Below are 22486 nucleotides of genomic sequence, written 5' to 3'. Positions count from 1 at the left end.
ACCTCTGCTTCGGCTGCGAAAGCCATTGTGCATTGCAAAAAACTAGTGCATTTTTACGGGCAAGACCAGCAAATACTGCGTGCAGTCAGCCGCGGGCGGGAGGCCGTGATGAGCGAAACAACCCTGACCCTATCCTCGAAGAACTATTCGTCCTGGTCCATGCGCGGTTGGCTTCTCTGCCGCATGGCCGGCCTGGAATTTCGCGAACAACCCGTCGACATCGATGAAGGGGCGCGGCGAGAATTGCTGCTGCTGTCGCCATCGGTGCTGGTGCCGCGCCTGAGCCACAATGGCGTCAGCGTCTGGGACACGCTGGCGATCGCCGAATATCTGGCGGAAATCAAGCCCAAGGCGGGACTGCTGCCCAAGGATCCCGTCGCCCGCGCCCATTGCCGCGCCGTCTCGGGCGAAATGCATTCCGGCTTTCACAATCTGCGCTCGGCGCTGCCGATGAACATCAAGGCCCGGCATGAGCGCTTCAAGGTCTTTGCCGGCGCCCGCCCAGATATCGAGCGGATCAAGGCGATCTGGACCGAATGTCTCGCAACTTATGGCGGCCCCTGGCTGTTCGGCGACAAGCCGACCGTGGCCGACGCCATGTATGCGCCGGTCTGTTCGCGCTTTCTGACTTACGCCGTCGATCTCGAAGCCCCGCTCGCCGCCTATCGCGACCGGGTGATGGACTGGCCGCTGGTCAAGGAATGGATCGAGGGCGCAAAGACCGAGGCCGACGAGATCATCGAACTCGAAGTCGAGTTCTGAGACGCCGCAAGGGCGTCTCAGCCTTTATTCGATCAGAGACCGATTTCATGCGCCCAGGGCGGATTGGCGCCGGCGCGCGACACGGTCACGGCCGCCGTCTTGGCGCCCAGCGCCAGCGCATTGCGCACCGCCTGTTCCGAAAGATCGGCGACCGACGCCTTGGTGAGCAGGCCGTCGCGCTTGAGGGAGGCGAGAACGCCCGCGTCGAACGTGTCGCCGGCGCCGATCGTGTCGACCACCGTCACCTTTTCGCTGGGAACCTCGACTTTCAGCGTGTTGGTGTAACCGACAGCGCCCTCGGCGCCCTTGGTGATCACCACCAGCTTGGCGCCCATGGCGATCCATTCCTTGGCGAGCATATCGTGATCGCCGGGCATGCCGAACCATTCGAGATCTTCGTCGGAAAACTTCAGAATATCGGATTTCGCCGCCATGCGCAGGATGCGCGCCATGTGATGCTGCTTGTCGTTGATGAAGCCTGGGCGGATATTCGGATCGAGCGAAATCACACGGGCGTCGGCCTCTCGCAGCAGCAGGGCCTCGTAAGCTGCGCCGCAAGGGTCGGGGATCAGGCTGATCGCGCCGAAATGCAGCGCTTCGCAGTCCTCGCCGAGCGCGGGAAGATCATCGATCGACAGCATCCGGCCGGCAGTGTTCTCGTCATAGAAGGCGTAAGTGGCCGAGCCGTTGACGAGCTTGACGAAGGCGACCGTGGTCGGGCGGTCCGACAGCGCGCAGAGGCTGAAATCCACCTTCGACGCCGTCAGCGTCTCGCGCAGCACATCGCCCAGCATATCGTTGGAGAGTCCGGTGAAGAAGGCGGTGTCGACGCCGAGGCGACCGAGCGCAATCGCCGTGTTGAAAATCGCCCCGCCCGCATAGGGCGCATATGCATTTTCCCCGAGCGTCGTCTGCCTCGGCAGCATGTCGATCAGAGCTTCGCCGCAGCACAGGATCATATCTCTTCCTCCCAGGGTCGCTGTTCACTTCAAACGATTTAGATCAGCGAACAAAAAAAATCCAGATCCTTTGGACCTGGATTTTGGCATTTGCTCATCGTTTGAGTATTTGCTCAAGCCGCAGCATTGGCAGTCGGCAGTTCTTCGAGCCCGAGCAGGAAGTTGATCTGCGGCCGCGCCTTGACGAGGTCGTCGATCGTATATTCCGACAACACCTCGAAAAAGGCGTTGAGCGCGCGACGCAGCGCCGAGTTCAAGCCGCAGCTGTCGATCAGCGGGCAATCAGCGGCGCCGTCGTCGAAGCATTCGGCCATGGAGAAATTCTCCTCGGTCACGCGAACAACATCGAGCAAGGTGATCTTGTCGGCGGCGCGACCCAGGCGCACGCCACCATTGCGGCCGCGCAGCGTCTCCACCAGTCCAGCCTTGTGAAGCGGCTGCAGGATCTTGAAAAGAAACAGCTCCGAGACATTGTACGCCCGGGCGATCTCCGGAATGCGGCTCAGATTCGGATGATTGGCGGCGCAATACATCATGATGCGCACCGCGTAATTGGTCTGCTTGGTCAGCCGCATGCAAAGGCTCCCTGGCTGGTTTCTCGCCTCTATATAGACCCTCCCGTAGTTTGGAACAATTCCAAAAACGTGAAAATCACAATCATGTTATGGACTTTTCGACGTATTGACACACTCCGCCGCCAGCCATTACCGAAGTCTGCTAAAATAAACGCGAATAGTCAACTTTAGGAGGAAGCCTTGCGCGGGAAAATGAAACTGGCCGGAGTCCTTGCGGGTCTCATGACGACCTTGAGCGCCGGCGCAGCCTTTGCCGATGGCGAAGTCAACATCTATTCCTATCGCCAGCCGGAGCTGATCCAGCCGCTGCTCGACGCCTTCACCAAGGAAACGGGAATTGCGACCAATGTCCTGTTCCTCGACAAGGGCCTCGTCGAGCGCATCCAGGCCGAAGGCGAAAACTCGCCGGCCGACGTCATCCTCACCGTCGACATCGCCCGCCTGACCGAAGCCAAGGAAGGCGGCGTGACGCAGTCCGTGGTGGACGAGACGATCAACAAGGATATTCCGGCCAAATATCGCGACGCCGACAATCAATGGTTCGGCCTCACCACGCGCGGCCGCGTCGTCTACGCCTCCAAGGACCGTGTCGCACAGAACGAGATCACCTATGAAGAGCTCGCCGATCCCAAGTGGAAGGGCAAGATCTGCATCCGCGACGGCCAGCATTCCTACAATATCGGCCTGTTCGCCTCGATGATCGCCCATCACGGCGCCGACTATACCGAAAAGTGGCTGACCGGCCTCAAGAACAATCTCGCCCGCAAGCCCAACGGCTCCGACCGCAGCCAGGCGAAATCCATCGCCGCTGGCGAATGCGACATCGCGCTCGGCAACACCTATTATGTCGGCGTCATGATGACCAACGACAAGGAGCCGGAACAGAAGGAATGGGTGAAGGCGATGAAGGTGCTCTTCCCCAATGCCGGCGATCGCGGCACGCATGTCAATATTTCCGGAATGGCGCTGGCGAAATACGCCCCCAACAAGGACAACGCCATCAAGCTGATGGAATTCCTGTCGTCCAAGCCCGCCCAGGAAATCTACGCCGAGCAGGTGTTTGAATATCCGGTTCTACCGGGCGCAGAACCCTCCGCCGTGGTCAAGAGCTTCGGGACCATCAAACCCGACCAGATGCCGCTGACCGACGTCGCCAAGTACCGCAAGCAGGCCTCCGAACTGGTCGACAAAGTCGGCTTCAACGACGGCCCGTCACAGTAAGTCCAACGAGGAGACCAGGCGACCGGGCTACCGGTCGCCTGCATCATTTTTTGGTGTTCAGCTGACGGGCGTAAGCCTCGACGGCCTTGCGCCGTTCCGGCGTGGCGGGATGGGTGGACAGCATGTTAGGTCCCTCGCTATTGCCGAATTTTGCTTCGAGAATCGCGAAAAACCGTCCGATCGCCGCAGGATCGCGTCTTGCTTTCTTCATCAGCTCGACGGACGTCCGGTCCGCCTCCTCCTCCGCCGCGCGCGAATTCGAAAGCGTCAGCAGCGCCGCGCCGTTGGTGAGCATATCTTCGGAGGCGCTGCCTATGTCGCCGGCGATCAGCGTGATCAACGCCGCGGTGCCGGCCACGCGGTAAACCTGTCTCAGGGAATGCTTGTGGTCGACGTGACCGATCTCATGCGCCAGCACGCCGAGTATCATTTCGTCGTCGCCCTTGGCGAGATCGACCAGTTGATCCGTCAGCACGATGACGCCATTCGGCAGGGCGAAAGCGTTGGGTCCGATATAGCCGCCGTCGCGGAATTCGAGATTATAGCCATCGGCGCCGCGCTCGCCATTCGCCGCCAGCTCATAAAACTCTTCCAGGATCTCGTCTTGCCTGTCTTCCGACAGCGCGCTTTGGGATAACAAGGTCCGATCGAGGGATTGCAGCGCGCCCTCCGCCAGCAGATCGTTGACAACAGGCGGCGTCACCCGGACGGCAACCTCGACCAAAGCCGGTAATCCGTAGCTATAGATCCCGAACGCCAGCAGAATCACGGCCAGGGCGAAAAGGACCAGACGAGGGCGAGACCGTTCCAGCCCGTGAATCCAGCCGCTGCGATCGGCCCGCGCGGCTCTAAGGAAGACATCCACGCTTTCATTGTCGGGCGTTTCGAACAGACCGCCATTGATAAAGGCAAAACGGCGGGGAACCGATCCGATCCGGTCCGATATGCGCACGTCCCCCAGCGGCGCGACTGCCTGCACCACGCCGTCGGCGGTCTTGACCTCCAGGCGATCGGTCCCGCCGCTCAGCTCTGCCGGCGTCGCCAAATTGGCGCCGGGTGGATGCCAATGGCCGGAAAGACGAACCCCGTCAGAAGCCAAAGTCGAAGCCCTCCACGTCCAGAAGTTCAGAGCTTACGGCCGAGCCTTCGCTTTGCAACCCCGTCACGACGGTGGTGAGCTCGCCATTCGGCTGCAGTCCCGTGCGCTCGACGACATAGCGCCATTCACGCACCGCCGCCCAGGGGCGCATGAGGCTCAAGGTCGCCAGGGTCACCACCACGTTGGAGATGGCCACCCAGGCGTAACCAAATCTCGGCACGGCGCTGGACAGCCGATGACCTCCATCGATTTCGCTGTGGGAAAGGACGATGTTGCGCACGCCGATGCGATAGACAATCCCGGCGACGATGTAGAGCAGCACCACCGGAAGCATGGCCAGATAGAAGAGACCGACGATCACGGCGATGCGCTGGTTCTTCTCCATGTCCATCGAGTTTTGCTGGAATTCGGCAATATAGGGAAAAACGGTCACCGCGCCGATCACGATGAGGATCGCCATACCGACCACGAACATCAAGGCAGGCAAGAGCCACCCGCGATAGATCTGTCCCACCCTTACATCGGTCGAGAACGACTTGCCGCCATAGCGCAGATTGTTGATCATATAACGATAGGCCCAGCGGCTGGCGAAGGGCGCCAGAATTCCCAGCGAAAGGCCGGCGACGAGCCCGCCCAGGAAAAAGGACCGGAAGGCGCCCCAGGCGCCGCCGACAAAGTCGAACCTGAGATTTCGGTAACTCGTGACCCGCGCATTGAAGCGCAGGCTGCGAACGATGATCCATGGCAGCAACACCAGAAAGCCGAGCGCAAGTAGGCCTCCGATGATCGGCGACAGATTGATCGCGATGTTGTAGGCGACGAAATAGGCGAATGTGATCAGGCGCCCGATCAGGATCTGCTTACCTTTGGCGTGATAGTCGAAGCCGAAGCCGTCAAGCACGGTGTTGCCGTAAAAATAGCGCAACCGCCTGACCTTCGCCCAGGCGGAATAGATGCCAACGGTCACGATCGTCAGCAGAACATTGACGATCCAGATGCCGAAATATTCGCGGGCCGATCCGCGGAATTCAAATTTGAGCAGCGGCGACGTTCCGGCCGCCTGCAAGTCTGTCGACGTCATGCGCAATCCATTGAAGTAAGCGGTTTGTCCAAAAGGACAGTCCCCGCAACGTCCGCCTCATCGAAAAATGCGCATGCGAATGACTGTTCCCAGCTCCGTAAAGTGCAATCATATCTCGTCTAGATTGTAAACCCGAGCTCTCAAAAACACTCCAAATAAAAAACCCGCCGGAATTGAGCTCCCGGCGGGCGTGTACGATTTCTGCGTCTGCGCTTACTTCATCGTCGGCATGACGAATTCTGCGCCGTCCTTGATGCCCGAAGGCCAGCGGCTGGTGACCGTCTTGGTGCGGGTCCAGAACTTGATGGAGTCAGTGCCGTGCTGGTTGAGGTCGCCGAAGGACGAGGACTTCCAGCCGCCGAAGGAGTGGTAGGCGAGCGGCACCGGGATCGGCACATTGACGCCGACCATGCCGATATTGATGCGGCTGGCGAAATCGCGGGCGGCGTCGCCGTCGCGGGTGTAGATCGCAACGCCATTGCCGTATTCGTGCTTCATCGGCAGCGACAGGGCTTCTTCATAGTTCTTGGCGCGCACGACCGAGAGGACCGGTCCGAAAATTTCGGTCTTGTAGATGTCCATCTCCGGCGTGACGTTGTCGAACAGGCAGCCGCCGACGAAATAGCCGTTTTCATAGCCCTGCAGCTTGAAGCCGCGGCCATCGACGACGAGGTTGGCGCCTTCTTCCACGCCGCGGTCGATCAGGCCGAGAATGCGGTCGCGCGCTTCCTTGGTGACGACCGGGCCCATATCGGCCTTGTCATCGGTATAGGGGCCGATGCGCAGGCTTTCGACCATCGGCGTCAGCTTTTCGATCAGGCGGTTGGCGGTGTCTTCGCCGACCGGGACAGCCACCGAGATCGCCATGCAGCGCTCGCCGGCCGAGCCGTAGCCTGCGCCCATCAGCGCGTTGGCGGCCTGGTCGAGATCGGCGTCCGGCATGATGATCATGTGGTTCTTGGCGCCGCCGAAGCACTGGGCGCGCTTGCCGTTCATCGCCGCCGTGCCATAGACATAGCGGGCGATCGGGGTCGAGCCGACAAACGAGATCGCGCCGATATCCGGATGGGTGAGCAGGCCGTCGACAGCCGACTTGTCGCCATTGACGACGTTGAGGATGCCCGCCGGCAGGCCGGCTTCGATCATCAGTTCGGCGAGACGGATCGGCACGGAGGGATCGCGCTCGGAGGGCTTCAGGATGAAGGCGTTGCCGCAGGCGATCGCGGGCGCAAACATCCACATCGGGATCATGGCCGGGAAGTTGAACGGCGTGATGCCCGCGCCGATGCCAACAGGCTGGCGGATCGAATACATGTCGATGTTCGGGCCCGCGCCTTCGGTGAATTCGCTCTTCGAAAGATGCGGAATGCCGATCACGAATTCGCAGACTTCCAGGCCGCGCACGATGTCGCCCTTGGCGTCTTCGATGGTCTTGCCGTGCTCGGAAGAGAGCAGCGTGGCAAGCTCGTCCATGTTGTCGTTGAGCAGCTGGACGAATTTCATGAACACGCGGGCGCGGCGCTGCGGGTTGGTGGCGGCCCATTTCGGCTGCGCGGCCTTGGCGCTTTCGACGGCGGCGTTCAATTCGTCGGCGCTCGCGAGCGCCACTTCCGCCTGGACTTCGCCGGTGGCGGGATTGAAGACCGACTGCTTGCGGCCGGATGCGCCCGCAACATGCTTGCCGTCGATATAGTGACCGATCTGACGCATGGATGTTCCTCCTTGATTATCGATGGCGACATCATGCGCTATAATTTCAACAAAACAAGAAGAGGCTTCGCGCATCCATTGTGCGAATTTTATAGCTCCATGTCTCAGGCGAGCTGCTTGTACATATAGGTGCAGGCGTCATAGACATCCGCGAAAGGGTCGCGGCTATAACCGGGGATGACACCCGCGACCTCGAAGCCCGAGGCGCGATAGAGCGGCTCGCCCTTGTCGCCGGAGCGGGTGTCGAGCGTCAGCAGCGTCAGCCCCTTGTCGCGCGCCGCCTGTTCCACCGCCGCCATCAAGGCCTTGCCGATGCCGCGGCGCTGGAAGGCGGGATGCACCAGCATCTTCTTGACGTCGGCGCGATGGGCCTGGTTGGGCGGGGTGTCGGCGTCGAGTTGCACCGAGCCGACGACGCGGCCGCCCTCCAGCCAGCCGAGCACGGTCAGCAAGCCGTCGTCCATCCGCGCCAGCACCTTCTTGCGCCAGAAGCGTTCGGCGTCCTCGATCGCATAGGGCGTGATGAAATTGACGCTCGCGCCCTCCATCACGCAGGCATGCAGGAGGTCCGACAATTCGGGAAGACGCGCTTCGATATCGGCGGCGGAGAGAGGGACAATGCTCATGTGAAAAACCTCAGACGATGAACAGGAAATAATGCGCGCCGTCCGTCTCCGAGGCGCGAAAGCTGGAAGGGCCCGATATCTTGTAGCGCAGGCAATCGCCGGGCCCGATGTCATAGGTCCGGCCTTCGATGGTCAGCGCCAGGCCGCCCGCGACCATGATCAGGTGATGTTCGAGGCCGGGGCGCGGCGGCAGTTGGTAATCGATGCGGGCTCCGGGTTTCAGCCGGCATTCCACCGCCTCCCCCGACAGGCTCGCAGCCGGCGGCGAGATCGAACGGCGCTCGAAGCCGAGGCTGGGGTCGGTCCAGACAGGCTGGTTCTCCGGCCGGACCAAAGGCGTAAACGCGTCCTCCACCATGCGCATCAGCCTGGACATCGGCATGCCATAGGCGCCGCAGAGGCGGCCGAGAACATTGGCGGTCGGGCTCACCTCGGCCTTTTCGAGGCGGGACAGCGTGGCGCGACTGACGCCGCTTCTTTCCGCAAGGTCGTCGAGCGACCAGCCGCGCTCGGCGCGCAGCGCTTTCAGTCGTTGGGCAAGTTGGGCGTCGAGGGGATCAATTTCTTCCATAAACGAGAAATAATCTCATTTATGAGAAATCGTCAAGCCTGATCACATCACGAGATGGGCGAGCCTGTCCGCATAGGCTTTGGCCGCATCGTCATCGGCAAAGCCGACGAACAGCATGGCGTAGCGGATTTCCCTGGGCTCGCCGCGCCTGCGGCTGGTCATGTCGATCTGGAAGGTGGGATGCGCGAAATTCTCGCTCAGCGCCTTCATCGGCGGCACGCCGCGGGCAATCGGCGCGCGACCGTTCCAGGCGAGGAACTGGCCATTGGCCATGAAGGCGTCGAAGGCTGCGAAGAAGGCCTCGCGGTCGGAGGCGAACTTGCCCTTGTAGGCCTCGTCGCCGATCTGGAAGCGCTCGTCGCGCATGGTCGGCTTCACCGTGACCTTGCTGATAATGGGCTGGCGGTTGAGCGCCACGCCGCATTCCATGGCGAATTTCACCAGAGCGGGCGAGCCCGCGCGATAATCCCCGACCGTCTCGGCGATCGTGCGAACCAGTCCCGCCTGCAATGCGAAGGCCATGCGTCTTCCCCTTTAGTGATCGGCAAGGACATAGCACACCTGGGGGAGCGGGCAACAGCCGCGCCGTAGCGGCCTCGCCCATTTCTCGGCGCCGCCGGGCCGCGTCGTCTTTCCGACTCTGCCGCCGCATGCTAACAGCAGACCCATGAAAAACGGTGATCATCTTTTCCTCGTCGACGGGTCCGGCTTCATCTTCCGGGCCTTCCATGCGCTGCCGGCGCTGACCCGCAAGTCGGACAAACTGCCCGTGGGCGCGGTGTCGGGCTTCTGCAACATGCTGTGGAAGCTGCTCGTCGATGCGCGCAACACCGATGTCGGCGTCACGCCTACGCATTTCGCGGTGATCTTCGACTATTCCTCCGCCACCTTCCGCAAAGAGATCTATCCCGACTACAAGGCCAACCGTTCCGCGCCGCCCGAGGATCTGATCCCGCAATTCGGGCTGATCCGCGAGGCGACGCGCGCTTTCAACCTGCCCTGCATCGAAACCGAGGGCTATGAGGCCGACGACATCATAGCCACCTATGCCCGCCAGGCCGAGGCGCTCGGCGCCGAGACCACCATCATCTCCTCCGACAAGGACCTGATGCAACTCGTCACCCCGCGCGTGCATATGTATGACGCGATGAAGGACAAGCAGATCTCGATCCCGGAAGTGATCGAGAAATGGGGCGTGCCACCCGAAAAGATGATTGACCTGCAGTCGCTCACCGGCGACAGCACCGACAATGTGCCCGGCGTGCCCGGCATCGGCCCCAAGACAGCGGCGACGCTGCTCGAACAGTTCGGCGATCTCGACACGCTGCTCGCCCGCGCCTCCGAGATCAAGCAGGAGAAGCGCCGCGAAAGCATTCTCGCCGCTCGCGATCTCATCCAGGTGTCGCGCCAGTTGGTGACGCTGAAGACCGATGTGCCCGATCTCGCGCCACTCAAGGATCTTGTGCTGCATCCGCAGGACGGGCCGCGCCTCGTCGCCTTCCTCAAGACGATGGAATTCACCACGCTGACCCGCCGCGTCGCCGAGGCGACCGGCGCTGATGCCGCCGAGATCGAACCGGCGCCTGTCAAGATCGAATGGAACAACGCTGCCCACGGCCCGGATCTCGATCCGACGGCCGCCGACGGCAAGCCCGCAAAAGCAGCCTCCGCTGCGGCCAAGCCTGCGAGCGACGCGTCGGCAACAGGCGTCGGCGGCGACCCCGTCTTCACCCCGAAGGCGCTGGCGGATGCCCGTATCCAGGCTTTCGCCTCAAGCCCGATCGATCCCTCGACCTATGAGACCGTGCGCGACGCAGCCCGACTGGAAGCCTGGGTCAAGCTAGCCCGCGAGACCGGCCTCGTCGCCTTCGACACCGAGACGACCTCGCTTGATCCGATGCAGGCGGAACTCTGCGGCGTCTCGCTCGCCGTAGCCGACAATGCCGCCAATTCGTCAGGCGCCGTGATCCGCGCCTGCTATATCCCGCTCGGCCACAAATCCGGTCGCGGCGATCTGCTCGGCGGCGGCATCGCCGAGGGCCAGATCCCGCTGCGCGACGCGCTCGCCATCTTGAAGCCGATGCTGGAGGATCCGGCGATCCTCGTCGTCGCCCAGAACATCAAATATGACTGGCTGATCATGAAGCGCCACGGCATCGAGGTCGCCCGTTATGACGACACGATGCTGATGTCCTATGTGCTCGACGCCGGCGCGACGCTGCACAATATGGACACGCTGTCAGAGCGCTGGCTCGGCCACAAGCCAATCGCTTACAAGGATGTCACCGGCTCCGGCAAAAGCGCCGTGACCTTCGACATGGTCGACATCGACAAGGCCACGGCTTACGCCGCCGAGGACGCAGATGTGACGCTGCGTCTCTGGCATGTGCTGAAGCCGCAGCTCGCCGCCAAGAGCCTGACGCGGGTCTATGAACGCCTGGAGCGACCGCTCGCCACCGTGCTCGCCAGCATGGAAGCGCGCGGCATTTCCATCGACCGGCAGATTCTCTCGCGTCTGTCGGGCGAACTCGCCCAATCCGCCGCCCGCATCGAGGACGAAATCTATCAGCTCGCCGGCGAACGCTTCAACATCGGTTCGCCCAAGCAGCTTGGGGAAATCCTGTTCGGCAAGATGGGTCTGGATTCCGGCGGCGGCAAGACCAAGACCGGCCAATGGTCGACCTCGGCGCAGGTGCTGGAAGACCTAGCCGCCGCGGGCCATGACCTGCCGCGCAAGATCGTTGACTGGCGCCAGATCACCAAGCTCAAGAGCACTTACACCGATGCGCTGCCGTCTTATGTGAACCCTCAGACCAAGCGGGTGCACACCTCCTACGCCATGGCCGCCACCACCACGGGCCGGCTGTCGTCGTCGGAGCCGAACCTACAGAACATCCCGGTGCGCACCGCTGAGGGCCGCAAGATCCGCACCGCCTTTGTGGCCGAGCCCGGCCATGTTCTCATCTCGGCCGACTATAGCCAAATCGAACTGCGCGTGCTCGCCCATGTCGCAGACATCCCGCAGCTGACGCGAGCTTTCGCCGAAGGCATCGACATTCATGCGATGACGGCGTCGGAAATGTTTGGCGTGCCGGTCGAGGGCATGCCGTCGGATGTGCGCCGTCGCGCCAAGGCGATCAATTTCGGCATCATCTACGGTATTTCCGCCTTCGGTCTCGCCAATCAGCTCAGCATCGAGCGGTCGGAAGCCGGCGATTACATCAAACGCTATTTCGAGCGCTTCCCCGGCATCAAGGCCTATATGGAAGAGGCCAAGGCCAAGGCGCGCGAATTCGGCTATGTCGAAACCATTTTCGGCCGCCGCATTCATTATCCCGAGATCCGCTCGTCCAACCCGTCCGTCCGCGCCTTCAACGAGCGCGCCGCGATCAACGCGCCGATTCAGGGGTCTGCGGCCGACGTCATCCGCCGCGCCATGATCAAGATGGAGCCGGCGCTGGATGCGGCGAAGCTCAAGGCGCGCATGCTGTTGCAGGTGCATGACGAACTGATTTTTGAGACCACCGAGGACGAGGCCGAGCGCGCCATCCCCGTCATCCGCGAGGTGATGGAAAACGCCGCCTTCCCGGCCATCGAAATGAGCGTGCCGCTCGCCGTCGACGCCCGCGCCGCGAAGAACTGGGACGAGGCGCATTGAAGGTGAGACGCCTTCAATTCTCCCTGAGCGCGTAAGGCAGCGCGGCGCGGCGGTCGTGATCGATCACCAGCCGCCCCTTGAGCGGCGGCATGGCGCGGCTGGGACACTGGCCGCGCGCGCAGATGCGGCAGGAGATGCCGATCGGATCGAAGGCGGCGCGGTTGTCGAGGTCGAGATCGTCGGCATAGACGAAGCTGTCGGCATAGGAGATCTCGCAACCGAGCGCGAGCGCGTAATGCTGCTGCGGCTTGCGGAAGCCCCGTCCGCCCTTGGAAATCTGGGTGGCGAAGCAGAGATAACGGACACCGTCGGGCGTCTCCGCCAGTTGCCGGATGATGCGGCCCGGCTGCTCAAAGGCCTGATGCGCGTTCCATAGCGGACAGGCGGCGCCGAAACGGGCAAATTGCAGCTTGGCGGCGGAATGCCGCTTGGTGATGTTGCCGGCCCGGTCGATGCGGGCGAAGAAGATCGGCACGCCCTTGGCCCCCGGCCGCTGCAGCGTCGACAGTCGATGACAGACCTGCTCCAGGCTCGCGCCGAAACGCATGGCCAGCAGATCGAGATCATGCCTCAGCGCCCGCGCCGCCTCCATGAACACCCGATAGGGCAGGATCAGCGCGCCGGCGACATAGTTCTGCAGGCCGATACGACAGATCTCGAAAGCTTCCGTGGTGCGGAAGCCGGCATTGCGGGCGATCTGGTCGATCATGTCGGGCAGCGAGAGTTGCGCGATCTGCAGCGCCATCTGAAAATCGCGGGTGGCGGCGGGCAGATAGGCGTTGAGCGTCAGGATCTTGGCCTGCCGGTCATAGCTGCGGATCATGTCGTCTTCAGTGAGCGCCTTGCGAATGCGCACCCCATGCGCCCGCTCCAGAAAAGCGGCGAGCGGCGCGCTCGGATCGGCTTCCCCGAGCCCGATCTCTGCGGCTAGACGCTCGGCGGCGATATCGAGATCATGGATGTAATTGTCGACGAAGTGAAAGAAGTCGCGCACTTCCTCATAGGGCGTGTTTTCCGCAATGCCCGGCGAACGTCCCAGCGTGTCGTCGATGCTGGCGAGCTGTTCGGAATTGTGCCGGTAGGCGCGATGGCAGGCGATCAGCGCATGCGCCACGCCAGGCGCATTCTGCGCCACCAGCTTCAACTCCTGCAGGCTGGCCGATTGCGCCTCGAACAGTGGATCGTTGAGCGCCTCTGTGAGCGCCGAGAGCAACCGATCGCCTTCGCCCGCCGAGAGATCGGAAAGATCGACGCGGAATTTCTCCGCCAGCGCGATCAGCACAGCGGCGGAGACCGGGCGTTGATTGTTTTCGATCTGGTTGAGATAGCTGACGGAGATGCCGATACGCTCGGCGAATTGCGCCTGGGTGGCCTTGTTGATCTGCCGCAATTCGCGAACCTTGCGGCCGATATAGAGTTTTCCGATCGCCATTGTCGCATCTCTCCGCCATTGTCCGTGTCAGACTTGCGCATTTTTCGCAAATTCGCAATTCTCAGTTCGTCGTATTGCAAACAGCACAAGTTCGCCTGTTCAACTCTAGGAGCAGGCGCGGTTCGGACGTAAAGGAAAACGAACATGCCGAGCGGGAAGGGTGGGAGCCATATGCGCGAGATTCTCGAACAGCTGGAAGACAGACGGGCCGCTGCAAAGTTGGGCGGCGGCGAACGCCGCATCGCCACCCAGCACTCCAAGGGCAAGCTGACCGCGCGCGAGCGGCTGGACGTACTGCTCGACGAAGGCTCCTTCGAAGAATACGACATGTATGTCACCCATCGCTGCGTCGAATTCGGCATGGAGCAGGACAAGATCCCCGGCGATGGCGTCGTCACCGGCTGGGGCACCATCAATGGCCGCCTCGTCTATGTCTTCAGCCAGGATTTCACCGTATTCGGCGGCTCGCTGTCGGAAACGCATGCCCAGAAGATCTGCAAGATCATGGACATGGCCGCCCGCAACGGCGCGCCGGTGATCGGGCTCAACGATTCCGGCGGCGCGCGCATCCAGGAAGGTGTGGATTCGCTCGCTGGTTACGCCGAAGTGTTCCGCCGCAACGCCGAAGTCTCCGGCGTCATTCCGCAGATCTCGGTGATCATGGGTCCCTGCGCCGGGGGCGCTGTCTATTCGCCCGCCATGACCGACTTCATCTTCATGGTGCGCGACAGCTCCTACATGTTCGTGACCGGCCCCGACGTGGTGAAGACCGTCACCAACGAAATCGTCACGGCCGAAGATCTCGGCGGCGCCAAGACCCATACGTCGAAATCCTCCGTCGCCGACGGCGCCTTCGACAACGACATCGAGGCGCTCCTCAAGATCCGCGATCTCTTCGATTTCCTGCCGCTCAACAATCGCGAAAAGCCGCCGGTGCGGCCCTTCCACGACGACCCGAGCCGGCTGGAAGCGCGGCTGGACACGCTGATCCCCGACAGCGCGACCAAGCCATATGACATGCGCGAACTGATCCTGGCGATCGCCGACGAAGGCGATTTCCACGAGATCGGCGAGGCCTTCGCCCGCAATATCCTCACCGGCTTTATCCGCATCGAAGGCCAGACCGTCGGCGTGGTCGCCAATCAGCCGATAGTGCTGGCCGGCTGCCTCGACATTGACGCTTCACGCAAGGCGGCGAAATTCGTGCGCTTCTGCGACGCCTTCAACATTCCGCTGCTGACGCTGGTCGACGTGCCGGGCTTCCTGCCGGGCACCGCCCAGGAATATAACGGCATCATCAAGCATGGCGCGAAACTCCTGTTCGCCTATAGCCAGGCCACCGTGCCGATGGTGACGCTGATCACCCGCAAGGCCTATGGCGGCGCCTATGACGTCATGGCCTCCAAACATATCGGCGCCGATGTCAATTATGCCTGGCCGACCGCCGAAATCGCCGTGATGGGCGCCAAGGGCGCCACTGAGATCCTCTATCGCGCCGAACTAGGAGACGCCGAAAAGATCGCCGAGCGCACCCGCGCCTATGAAGAGCGCTTCGCCAATCCCTTCGTCGCCGCCGAACGCGGTTTCATCGACGAGGTGATCTGGCCGCATTCCTCGCGCAAGCGCATCGCCCGCGCTTTCGCCATGCTGCGCTCCAAAAAGCAGGAGAGCCATTGGCGCAAGCACGACACGATGCCGCTCTGAGGGATCAGCCCGATGAGCCAGCCCCGCCTTTCGCGCAGCAGAATTGACAAGCGTCAAGCCTTTGATGCGCCTCAAAGTTTTTTAAGCGAACGCTTTACAACAGCGACAATCCGCCGCACACTGTCCGCCTGCTGCTTTCGGGAGGATGGCGATGGCGGAGAGAAAAATCCTGACGCGCGAGGAGGCGCGAAAGGACCACGAGGCGATGCTGCGCTTCATGGCGATGCGGTTTGGGCTGGGGCTGTTGTTCGGCCTGATCTGCGCGAGTTCGATTTTCCTGTTGGATGTCGGCGGCCTGGGCTCGCGGCTCGCGCGCGCTTCGGATCCGATCATTCCGGTATTTCTGATCGCGGTTCCCATGAGCCTCACCTTCGGCGCCGTGGCGGTCTGCATCGCCATCTGGGTGTTGCCCTATGAAGCGAAATATCAGGAACGCGAGACCGGTCGGGACCCCTTCTGACGCAACGCTTCGGGGGCGGGCCGCGATGAGGACCGCCGCCATGGGCATCAAGCCGAAACTCACCCCCACAGAAGCCCGCGCCGATCACTGGCGCATGCTGCGGTTCATGGGCCTGAACGCCGCTTTCGGCGTCTTTCTGGGCCTGATGATCGCGGCCCTTCTCATTCTGCTCGATATCGGCGGGATCGGCAGCCGCATCGCGCGCGCCGAGACGCCCATCCTGCCAATCATCCTGATCGCCGTGCCGCTCGCGCTGACCTTCGGCGCGGCGGTGACCGCTTCGGCCATCTGGATGATGCCCTATGACAGCAAATTTCGCGCGGAAAACGACAATAAGCCCGGCCGCGGCGAGGGAGACAAAGACGCATGATCAAGAAAATCCTCATCGCCAACCGCGGCGAGATCGCCTGCCGCGTCATCCGCACGGCCAAGAAGCTCGGCATCGCCACCGTGGCCGTCTATTCCGACGCCGATCGCGACGCCATGCATGTCAAGCAGGCGGATGAGGCGGTGCATATCGGCGCAGCGCCGTCCGCCCAATCCTATCTCGTCATCGACAAGATCATCGAAGCGATCAAGGCGACCGGAGCAGACGCCGTGCATCCGGGCTACGGCTTCCTGTCGGAAAACCGCGCATTCGCCGAACGGCTGGAAAAGGAAGGCGTGACCTTCATCGGCCCGCCGGTCGGCGCGATCGAGGCGATGGGCGACAAGATCACCTCCAAGAAGCTCGCCGCCGAAGCCGGCGTCTCCACCGTTCCCGGCTATATGGGCCTGATCGCCGACGCCGACGAGGCGGTGAAGATCTCCAACGAGATCGGCTATCCCGTGATGATCAAGGCCTCCGCCGGCGGCGGCGGCAAGGGCATGCGCATCGCCTGGAACGAGGCAGAGGCGCGGGAAGGCTTCCAATCCTCGAAGAACGAGGCGCGCAATTCCTTCGGCGACGACCGCATCTTCATCGAGAAATTCGTCGACCAGCCGCGCCATATCGAAATCCAGGTGCTGGGCGACAAGCATGGCGAGGTGATCTATCTCGGCGAGCGCGAATGCTCCATCCAGCGCCGCAACCAGAAAGTCGTCGAAGAGGCCCCCTCCTCCTTCCTCGACGAGACGACCCGCCGGGCGATGGGCGAACAGGCGGTCGCCCTGTCGAAAGCCGTGGGTTACCATTCCGCCGGCACGGTCGAATTCATCGTCGATGGCGCGCGGAATTTCTACTTCCTCGAAATGAACACCCGCCTGCAGGTCGAACACCCTGTTACCGAGCTGATCACCGGCATCGATCTGGTCGAGGAGATGATCCGCGTCGCCAATGGCGAGAAACTGCGGCTGACGCAGGAGGATGTGAAACTCAACGGCTGGGCGATTGAAAGCCGGCTCTATGCCGAAGATCCCTATCGCGGCTTCCTGCCGTCGATCGGCCGGCTCAGCCGCTACCGCCCGCCGCAGGAGGGCCATCTCGCCGACGGCACCATCACCCGCAACGACACCGGCGTGTTCGAGGGCGGCGAAATCTCGATGTATTACGACCCGATGATCGCCAAGCTCTGCACCTGGGCGCCGAACCGTGGCGAGGCGATCGAGGCCATGGCCCGGGCGCTCGACGATTTCGAGGTCGAGGGCATCGGCCACAACCTGCCCTTCCTCTCAGCGGTGATGGCGCATCCGCGCTTCTATTCCGGCAATATCACCACCGCCTTCATTGCCGAGGAGTGGCCGGAAGGTTTCCAGGGCGTCGAGCCCGACATGGATCAGGCCCGCATCCTTGCGGCCATCGCCACCTTCGCCCATCTCACCGACGAACAGCGCAAGACGAAGATCTCCGGCGCGCTCGCCAACCACGCCCGCGCCGTGGGGACGAGCTTCGTCGCCACCGGCGGGAAATATTACTGGCCGGTCGGCGCCAGCCTCGAGGCCGGCGCCATGGCGCTGAACTTCGACGACGACGTCGCCTTCACGGTGCAATCGGACTGGACGCCCGGCGACCAGCATGGCCGCTTTTTCATCAACGGCCAATCCTATGGCGTCAAGATCGCCAAGTCCTCCACCGGCTGGCGGCTACGCTTCCGCGGCATCGATCTCGTGCATCAGGTGATGACGCCGCGCCTTTTCGAACTGTCGCAATTCATGCCGGTCAAGAAAGCCGCCGACACCTCCAAGCAGTTGCTCTGCCCGATGCCGGGCGTCATCACCCAGGTGCTGGTGAAAGACGGCGACACGGTGGAAGCCGGCCAGAGCCTCGCCACCGTCGAGGCGATGAAGATGGAGAATGTGCTGAAGGCTGAGCGCCGGGCTGTGGTCAAGGCGGTGAAAGCCTCGGTCGGCCAGAGTCTGGCGGTCGACGAGGTGATCATGGAGTTCGAGTGAGATGGGATTTCGGATGACTGGGCTGACGACGCCGCTGCATTCTTCCCTCCCGGTCACCGTGACACGGAGCCTCAGGTCGGGCGATAAACTGGGTCTGCGTCACGAATTGGACTCGCACAGATCAAGGGGTTTGATGGAGGCGCTTCACGATGTGTTGCGCATGGTCCTGCCCTCCAAAAAAGACCGCAAGCACCTGTATCTGGCGAAGTTCGGCCTGGACCGAAAAATAGAATATCGCGCGGTCTTTGGTGACGCAGCGGAGATCATGCAGAAGTTCGGGCAACAATGTTCCCTGGTGCGGAGCCGCGCCGAGGCGCATCATCTCGGCTTCAATGCGACGCACGCGACGCTCGGCATTTTCAATAGCATCCGAAATGGGCTCGCCCAACGCGGTATAAGACGTCACCAGAAACCGCAATATCGACACGAGGTCTCGGTCGATCTCTTTGGTTCTGGTGACTTCAAAGACCATAAGTCGCCCGTTGTGCGGCAATCAGCTCGTCTAAATGCTTCTTGCTCTCTTCAGCGTTCAAGAAAGGCCCTTTTTGCCTCTCGACCAGCAGCTCCCTCAGGGCCGCAAGATCAGCCTCATGCGACTCGTGCCGTTCACGCAGGAGCTCAAGGCCCCTTTGCACAACGGCGCTCACGCTGGAATATTGACCTTCTTCGACCAGCCGCCTCGCAAAGCTGTCTTGCTGCTCGGAAATCGAGACCGACGCTTTCACTGACATTTCGCCGTCCTCCTGTTGGGGGTTCAAATTACTACTCCATAGCAAATGCGTCAATTCGGACATGGTTTTGCGCCGCGTGTCCTCGCTTGACGCCTGTCGAGGATTGATCTCATGTCCGCCAAGACCATCGACGACTGGAACCGTCTCGCCGAACGCGAACTCAAGGCCTCACCCGAGACGCTCCATTGGAAGACGCCCGAAGGCATCGACGTCAAGCCGCTCTACACCGAGGCGGACACGGAGAACCTCGGCCATCTCGGATCCCTGCCCGGCTTTGCGCCCTTCACGCGCGGCCCCCGCGCCACCATGTATGCCGGGCGACCCTGGACGATCCGGCAATATGCCGGCTTCTCGACCGCCGAGGAATCCAACGCCTTCTATCGCAAGGCGCTGATGGCGGGGCAGAAGGGTCTGTCGGTGGCCTTCGACCTCGCCACCCATCGCGGCTATGACAGCGACCATCCGCGGGTGACGGGCGATGTCGGCAAAGCGGGCGTGGCGATCGACAGCGTCGAGGACATGAAGATCCTGTTCGACAAGATCCCGCTCCAGGACATGTCGGTGTCGATGACCATGAACGGCGCGGTGATCCCGATTCTGGCCAGTTTCATCGTCGCGGGCGAGGAACAGGGCGTGGCGCGGGCCGATCTGTCGGGCACGATCCAGAACGACATTCTCAAGGAGTTCATGGTCCGCAACACCTATATCTATCCGCCCGAGCCCTCGATGCGGATCGTCGCCGACATCATCGAATATACGGCGCGGGAAATGCCGAAATTCAACTCGATCTCGATTTCCGGCTATCACATGCAGGAGGCCGGGGCGACGCTGGTGCAGGAACTGGCATTCACGCTGGCAGACGGCCGCGATTATGTGCGCGCGGCGCTGGCCAAGGGGCTCGACGTCGACGAATTCGCGGGACGCCTCTCCTTCTTCTTCGCCATCGGCATGAATTTCTTCATGGAAGCGGCCAAGCTGCGCGCTGCGCGGCTTCTCTGGTCACGGATCATGGCGGAGTTCAATCCGAAGAAGCCGTCATCCTCGATGCTGCGCACCCATTGCCAGACCTCGGGCGTGTCGCTGCAGGAGCAGGACCCGTATAACAACATCATCCGCACGGCCTATGAGGCGCTGGCGGCGGCGCTCGGCGGCACGCAATCGCTGCACACCAATTCCTTCGACGAGGCGATCGCCCTGCCGACCGAGTTTTCGGCCCGCATCGCCCGCAACACCCAGCTGATCCTGCAGCATGAGACGGGCGTGACCAAGGTCGTCGATCCCCTGGCCGGCTCCTATTTTGTCGAAAGCCTGACCTCGGAACTGGCGGAGAAGGCCTGGGCGCTGATCGAGGAGGTCGAGGGCCTGGGCGGTATGACCAAGGCGATCGAAACCGGCCTGCCCAAGCGGCTGATCGAAGAGGCCGCCACCCGCCGCCAAGCTGCGGTCGATCGCGGCGAGGAGGTGATCGTCGGCGTCAACAAATACCGGCTCGCCGAGGAAGCCGATATCGAGACGCTCGACATCGACAACCGCGCCGTGCGCGAGGCGCAGATCCGCCGGCTAGAAAAGACCCGGCAGTTGCGCGACGCCAAGGCCTGCGAAGCCGCGCTTGCCGCGCTCGAACAGGTCGCCAAGTCGGGTCAAGGCAATCTGCTCGCGGCGGCCGTGGACGCGGCGCGAACGCGGGCCAGCGTCGGCGAGATTTCCGACGCCATGCGCCGCATCTTCGGCGATTACGAGGCGGTTCCGGAAGTCGTGTCCGACATCTATGGACCGGCGAGCGCCGACGACCCGGAATACCGGCAGATCGCCAGTAGGTTGGCGGAGCATGTGGCGAAGCAGGGTCGCAAGCCGAAGATCCTCGTCGCCAAGCTCGGCCAGGACGGCCATGACCGCGGCGCGAAAGTCATCGCCTCGGCCTTCGGCGATATCGGCTTCGACGTGGTCGCCGGCCCCTTGTTCCAGACGCCGGCAGAAGCCGCCGATCTCGCCATCGGCAAGGGGGTCGATGTGGTCGGCGTCTCGTCGCTGGCGGCCGGGCACAAGACGCTGCTGCCGGAACTGGTCGAGGATCTCAAGGCCAAGGGTGCCGGCCATATCATCGTGGTCTGCGGCGGGGTCATTCCGCGCAAGGACTATCAGTTCCTCTATGACGCCGGCGTCGCCGCCGTCTTCGGCCCCGGCGCCAATGTGGTCGATGCGGCCCGCGCCGTCCTCGATCTCGCCGAAGGCAAATTGCGCAACGAATAGGAATGGCCATGCTCGGACGCATCAATCACATCGCGCTCGCCGTGCCCGATCTGGCCGTGGCGACGGCGCGCTATCGCGACAGCCTCGGCGCCAAAGTCTCTGAGCCGCAAGCGCTGCCCGAACACGGCGTCACCGTCGTCTTCGTCAGTTTCGAGAATTCCAAGGTGGAACTGTTGGAGCCGCTCGGCAAGGCCTCGCCGATTGCCGCCTTCCTGACCAAGAATCCCGATGGCGGCATGCATCACATCTGCTACGAGGTCAGAGACATCAGAGCGGCGCGGGATCATCTCGTGGCCGCGGGCGCCCGCGTGCTCGGCGGCGGCGAACCGAAGATCGGCGCGCATGGCAATCCGGTGCTGTTTCTGCATCCCAAGGATTTCTTCGGCACGTTGATCGAGCTGGAGGAAGTCGGCGCATAGGCGGCATTCCACGCGCGGCTCGGCATGACAGCGGCTATGTCGCTGTTGCGCTGCTTTGGCGTCTTCAAAAACAGGGTGGGTTCAAAGAGCGGGCGTGGTTCATCGCTCCGCCGCGTCATCCCGCCCGGAGTTCCGCCTCATTCTCTCGCTTCGCCCATAAGGGCTCGGCCGGGGCGCGAAGAACGCCTCGTTTGTTTAGTTTTAATTTGACGCTCGTCGCGCCCCGCATTCGGCGGTTTGTGCCTCGAACTTGACGCTCGTCGCCGCAGGTCGAGCCTGCGGGTAATCCGCCTCTAAAGCGGGCCTTACTATGACGTCCCTTGCGAGACGCCACTCTGGGGGACGCTTTCACGCCCAGGTCCCCAGTGTTCGGGGGTCGTCGTTTCTCGAAGCCCCGGAGAAAGAGGGTTCACGTCGTCCCTCTTCCCCCAGCGCCGGCCCCATCTCGCCGCGACGCCTCGCGGTGTAGCCGATGATGGGACGAGATGATGATAAGCGGCGTGGGATGGTGGGGGATGAAAATATTTTCGGGAGGGTGATTTTTTAAGAAAGACCCTCCCCCACCCCTCCCACAAGGGGAGGGGCTTAACCTGGAACTGCCGCCGGCGTCCCACAGTTCAGCCTAGCGGAGGAGAGGTGAATTGGGGTTGGAGGGTGCGGCAGCGTAGCCCCTCCCCCTTGTGGGGAGGGGTTGGGGAGGGGCCCCCCCCGCTCCGTAGTAATAATCGGCCTTGTGCCGAGGATCTGAGCCAGCGAGCAAAATAAAAGCGTTGCAGATGCTCGGGCCTGTCCCACTGCTGTCCGGTTCAGCTCAGCGGCAGTGGCAAAGCCAACTGTCGCGGGTCTCGGGGCGGCGGT

At 62.4% G+C, this 22486-nt stretch carries 20 protein-coding genes; 9 read left to right on the top strand and 11 right to left on the bottom strand.

Annotated elements, in window-relative coordinates:
- The first annotated feature begins 108 nt into the window (after window positions 1-108).
- Window positions 109-762, top strand: coding sequence for a glutathione S-transferase (locus tag E8Q41_RS01530; RefSeq protein ID WP_137153736.1), 654 nt, complete (start codon window positions 109-111; stop codon window positions 760-762).
- Window positions 763-794: 32 nt separating this feature from the next.
- Here the strand turns inward: E8Q41_RS01530 and E8Q41_RS01525 are convergent, their stop codons facing one another.
- Together E8Q41_RS01525 and rirA are read right to left on the bottom strand one after the other, a co-directional pair.
- The gene (locus E8Q41_RS01525; RefSeq protein WP_137153735.1) at window positions 795-1721 is read right to left on the bottom strand and encodes a carbohydrate kinase; all 927 of its coding nucleotides are present in this window, start codon (window positions 1719-1721) and stop codon (window positions 795-797) included.
- Between the two features lie 113 nt (window positions 1722-1834).
- Window positions 1835-2296 (bottom strand): iron-responsive transcriptional regulator RirA, encoded by a 462-nt coding sequence (rirA, locus tag E8Q41_RS01520; protein WP_137153734.1) that lies wholly within the window; start codon window positions 2294-2296, stop codon window positions 1835-1837.
- Between the two features lie 192 nt (window positions 2297-2488).
- On the opposite strand from rirA, the gene E8Q41_RS01515 reads away from it, so the two are divergent.
- Window positions 2489-3517 (top strand): Fe(3+) ABC transporter substrate-binding protein, encoded by a 1029-nt coding sequence (locus tag E8Q41_RS01515; protein WP_137153818.1) that lies wholly within the window; start codon window positions 2489-2491, stop codon window positions 3515-3517.
- A gap of 43 nt (window positions 3518-3560) precedes the next feature.
- Here the strand turns inward: E8Q41_RS01515 and E8Q41_RS01510 are convergent, their stop codons facing one another.
- From E8Q41_RS01510 to E8Q41_RS01485, 6 genes are all read right to left on the bottom strand, one after another.
- Complete coding sequence (locus tag E8Q41_RS01510) at window positions 3561-4616, bottom strand: M48 family metallopeptidase (protein WP_137153733.1); 1056 nt, start codon at window positions 4614-4616, stop codon at window positions 3561-3563.
- Window positions 4606-5697, bottom strand: a complete 1092-nt coding sequence (locus E8Q41_RS01505; protein WP_137153732.1) for a DUF898 family protein — start codon at window positions 5695-5697, stop codon at window positions 4606-4608. Before E8Q41_RS01505 ends, E8Q41_RS01510 begins: the two co-directional genes overlap by 11 nt.
- 213 nt (window positions 5698-5910) lie before the next feature.
- Complete coding sequence (locus tag E8Q41_RS01500) at window positions 5911-7407, bottom strand: CoA-acylating methylmalonate-semialdehyde dehydrogenase (RefSeq protein ID WP_137153731.1); 1497 nt, start codon at window positions 7405-7407, stop codon at window positions 5911-5913.
- A 104-nt stretch (window positions 7408-7511) separates the two neighbouring features.
- Complete coding sequence (locus E8Q41_RS01495; RefSeq protein WP_137153730.1) at window positions 7512-8033, bottom strand: GNAT family N-acetyltransferase; 522 nt, start codon at window positions 8031-8033, stop codon at window positions 7512-7514.
- Between the two features lie 10 nt (window positions 8034-8043).
- Window positions 8044-8604 (bottom strand): XRE family transcriptional regulator, encoded by a 561-nt coding sequence (locus E8Q41_RS01490; protein ID WP_137153729.1) that lies wholly within the window; start codon window positions 8602-8604, stop codon window positions 8044-8046.
- Between the two features lie 42 nt (window positions 8605-8646).
- Window positions 8647-9126 carry a hypothetical protein gene (locus E8Q41_RS01485; RefSeq protein ID WP_137153728.1) on the bottom strand — a complete coding sequence of 160 codons (480 nt, stop codon included), beginning with the start codon at window positions 9124-9126 and terminating at the stop codon, window positions 8647-8649.
- Between the two features lie 145 nt (window positions 9127-9271).
- Between E8Q41_RS01485 and polA the strand changes: the two genes are divergently transcribed.
- Window positions 9272-12262 (top strand): DNA polymerase I, encoded by a 2991-nt coding sequence (gene polA, locus E8Q41_RS01480; RefSeq protein WP_137153727.1) that lies wholly within the window; start codon window positions 9272-9274, stop codon window positions 12260-12262.
- A gap of 13 nt (window positions 12263-12275) precedes the next feature.
- Here polA and E8Q41_RS01475 read toward each other — a convergent pair whose 3' ends face one another.
- Window positions 12276-13694, bottom strand: coding sequence for a helix-turn-helix transcriptional regulator (locus E8Q41_RS01475; protein WP_137153726.1), 1419 nt, complete (start codon window positions 13692-13694; stop codon window positions 12276-12278).
- Between the two features lie 171 nt (window positions 13695-13865).
- Here E8Q41_RS01475 and E8Q41_RS01470 point away from each other — a divergent pair, with 171 nt between their 5' ends.
- The 4 genes from E8Q41_RS01470 to E8Q41_RS01455 all read left to right on the top strand — a co-directional run bounded on the left by E8Q41_RS01470 (window position 13866) and on the right by E8Q41_RS01455 (window position 18228).
- Window positions 13866-15398, top strand: coding sequence for an acyl-CoA carboxylase subunit beta (locus E8Q41_RS01470; protein ID WP_137153817.1), 1533 nt, complete (start codon window positions 13866-13868; stop codon window positions 15396-15398).
- 151 nt (window positions 15399-15549) lie between these two features.
- A complete protein-coding gene (locus E8Q41_RS01465; protein WP_205910350.1) occupies window positions 15550-15858 on the top strand; it encodes a hypothetical protein in 309 nt (102 codons plus the stop codon).
- 25 nt (window positions 15859-15883) lie between these two features.
- On the top strand, window positions 15884-16228 hold the full coding sequence (locus tag E8Q41_RS01460; RefSeq protein ID WP_246660045.1) for a hypothetical protein: 345 nt from the start codon (window positions 15884-15886) through the stop codon (window positions 16226-16228).
- Window positions 16225-18228, top strand: coding sequence for an acetyl/propionyl/methylcrotonyl-CoA carboxylase subunit alpha (locus tag E8Q41_RS01455; RefSeq protein WP_137153725.1), 2004 nt, complete (start codon window positions 16225-16227; stop codon window positions 18226-18228). Before E8Q41_RS01460 ends, E8Q41_RS01455 begins: the two co-directional genes overlap by 4 nt.
- 121 nt (window positions 18229-18349) lie before the next feature.
- On the opposite strand, the gene E8Q41_RS25805 is transcribed toward E8Q41_RS01455, so the two are convergent.
- Both E8Q41_RS25805 and E8Q41_RS01445 read right to left on the bottom strand, forming a co-directional pair.
- Window positions 18350-18700, bottom strand: coding sequence for a type II toxin-antitoxin system RelE/ParE family toxin (locus E8Q41_RS25805; RefSeq protein ID WP_137153724.1), 351 nt, complete (start codon window positions 18698-18700; stop codon window positions 18350-18352).
- Entirely contained in the window at window positions 18690-18959 is a 270-nt protein-coding gene (locus E8Q41_RS01445; protein WP_137153815.1) for a type II toxin-antitoxin system ParD family antitoxin, read from the bottom strand. Before E8Q41_RS01445 ends, E8Q41_RS25805 begins: the two co-directional genes overlap by 11 nt.
- A gap of 111 nt (window positions 18960-19070) precedes the next feature.
- Between E8Q41_RS01445 and scpA the strand changes: the two genes are divergently transcribed.
- The gene (gene scpA, locus E8Q41_RS01440) at window positions 19071-21209 is read left to right on the top strand and encodes a methylmalonyl-CoA mutase (protein ID WP_137153723.1); all 2139 of its coding nucleotides are present in this window, start codon (window positions 19071-19073) and stop codon (window positions 21207-21209) included.
- An 8-nt stretch (window positions 21210-21217) separates the two neighbouring features.
- Window positions 21218-21628 (top strand): methylmalonyl-CoA epimerase, encoded by a 411-nt coding sequence (gene mce / locus E8Q41_RS01435; protein WP_137153722.1) that lies wholly within the window; start codon window positions 21218-21220, stop codon window positions 21626-21628.
- Window positions 21629-22486: the final 858 nt, after the last annotated feature.

It is taken from the genome of Rhizobium sp. FKL33 (genome assembly GCF_005222915.1).
Lineage (GTDB): Bacteria > Pseudomonadota > Alphaproteobacteria > Rhizobiales > Rhizobiaceae > Rhizobium_E.
This window is presented reverse-complemented; position numbering and strand designations above follow the sequence as displayed.

What these genes read in the sequence shown, in the direction of transcription:
- E8Q41_RS01470 (WP_137153817.1), top strand. Translation starts at nt 13,866, where the DNA reads ATGCGCGAGATTCTCGAACAGCTGGAAGACAGACGGGCCGCTGCAAAG.
- polA (WP_137153727.1), top strand. Translation starts at nt 9,272, where the DNA reads ATGAAAAACGGTGATCATCTTTTCCTCGTCGACGGGTCCGGCTTCATC.
- E8Q41_RS01485 (WP_137153728.1), bottom strand. Translation starts at nt 9,126, where the DNA reads ATGGCCTTCGCATTGCAGGCGGGACTGGTTCGCACGATCGCCGAGACG.
- E8Q41_RS01455 (WP_137153725.1), top strand. Translation starts at nt 16,225, where the DNA reads ATGATCAAGAAAATCCTCATCGCCAACCGCGGCGAGATCGCCTGCCGC.
- E8Q41_RS01460 (WP_246660045.1), top strand. Translation starts at nt 15,884, where the DNA reads ATGAGGACCGCCGCCATGGGCATCAAGCCGAAACTCACCCCCACAGAA.
- E8Q41_RS01490 (WP_137153729.1), bottom strand. Translation starts at nt 8,604, where the DNA reads ATGGAAGAAATTGATCCCCTCGACGCCCAACTTGCCCAACGACTGAAA.
- rirA (WP_137153734.1), bottom strand. Translation starts at nt 2,296, where the DNA reads ATGCGGCTGACCAAGCAGACCAATTACGCGGTGCGCATCATGATGTAT.
- E8Q41_RS01445 (WP_137153815.1), bottom strand. Translation starts at nt 18,959, where the DNA reads ATGTCAGTGAAAGCGTCGGTCTCGATTTCCGAGCAGCAAGACAGCTTT.
- E8Q41_RS01475 (WP_137153726.1), bottom strand. Translation starts at nt 13,694, where the DNA reads ATGGCGATCGGAAAACTCTATATCGGCCGCAAGGTTCGCGAATTGCGG.
- E8Q41_RS01500 (WP_137153731.1), bottom strand. Translation starts at nt 7,407, where the DNA reads ATGCGTCAGATCGGTCACTATATCGACGGCAAGCATGTTGCGGGCGCA.
- scpA (WP_137153723.1), top strand. Translation starts at nt 19,071, where the DNA reads ATGTCCGCCAAGACCATCGACGACTGGAACCGTCTCGCCGAACGCGAA.
- E8Q41_RS01530 (WP_137153736.1), top strand. Translation starts at nt 109, where the DNA reads ATGAGCGAAACAACCCTGACCCTATCCTCGAAGAACTATTCGTCCTGG.
- E8Q41_RS01495 (WP_137153730.1), bottom strand. Translation starts at nt 8,033, where the DNA reads ATGAGCATTGTCCCTCTCTCCGCCGCCGATATCGAAGCGCGTCTTCCC.
- E8Q41_RS01465 (WP_205910350.1), top strand. Translation starts at nt 15,550, where the DNA reads ATGGCGGAGAGAAAAATCCTGACGCGCGAGGAGGCGCGAAAGGACCAC.
- E8Q41_RS01505 (WP_137153732.1), bottom strand. Translation starts at nt 5,697, where the DNA reads ATGACGTCGACAGACTTGCAGGCGGCCGGAACGTCGCCGCTGCTCAAA.
- mce (WP_137153722.1), top strand. Translation starts at nt 21,218, where the DNA reads ATGCTCGGACGCATCAATCACATCGCGCTCGCCGTGCCCGATCTGGCC.
- E8Q41_RS25805 (WP_137153724.1), bottom strand. Translation starts at nt 18,700, where the DNA reads ATGGTCTTTGAAGTCACCAGAACCAAAGAGATCGACCGAGACCTCGTG.
- E8Q41_RS01515 (WP_137153818.1), top strand. Translation starts at nt 2,489, where the DNA reads ATGAAACTGGCCGGAGTCCTTGCGGGTCTCATGACGACCTTGAGCGCC.
- E8Q41_RS01525 (WP_137153735.1), bottom strand. Translation starts at nt 1,721, where the DNA reads ATGATCCTGTGCTGCGGCGAAGCTCTGATCGACATGCTGCCGAGGCAG.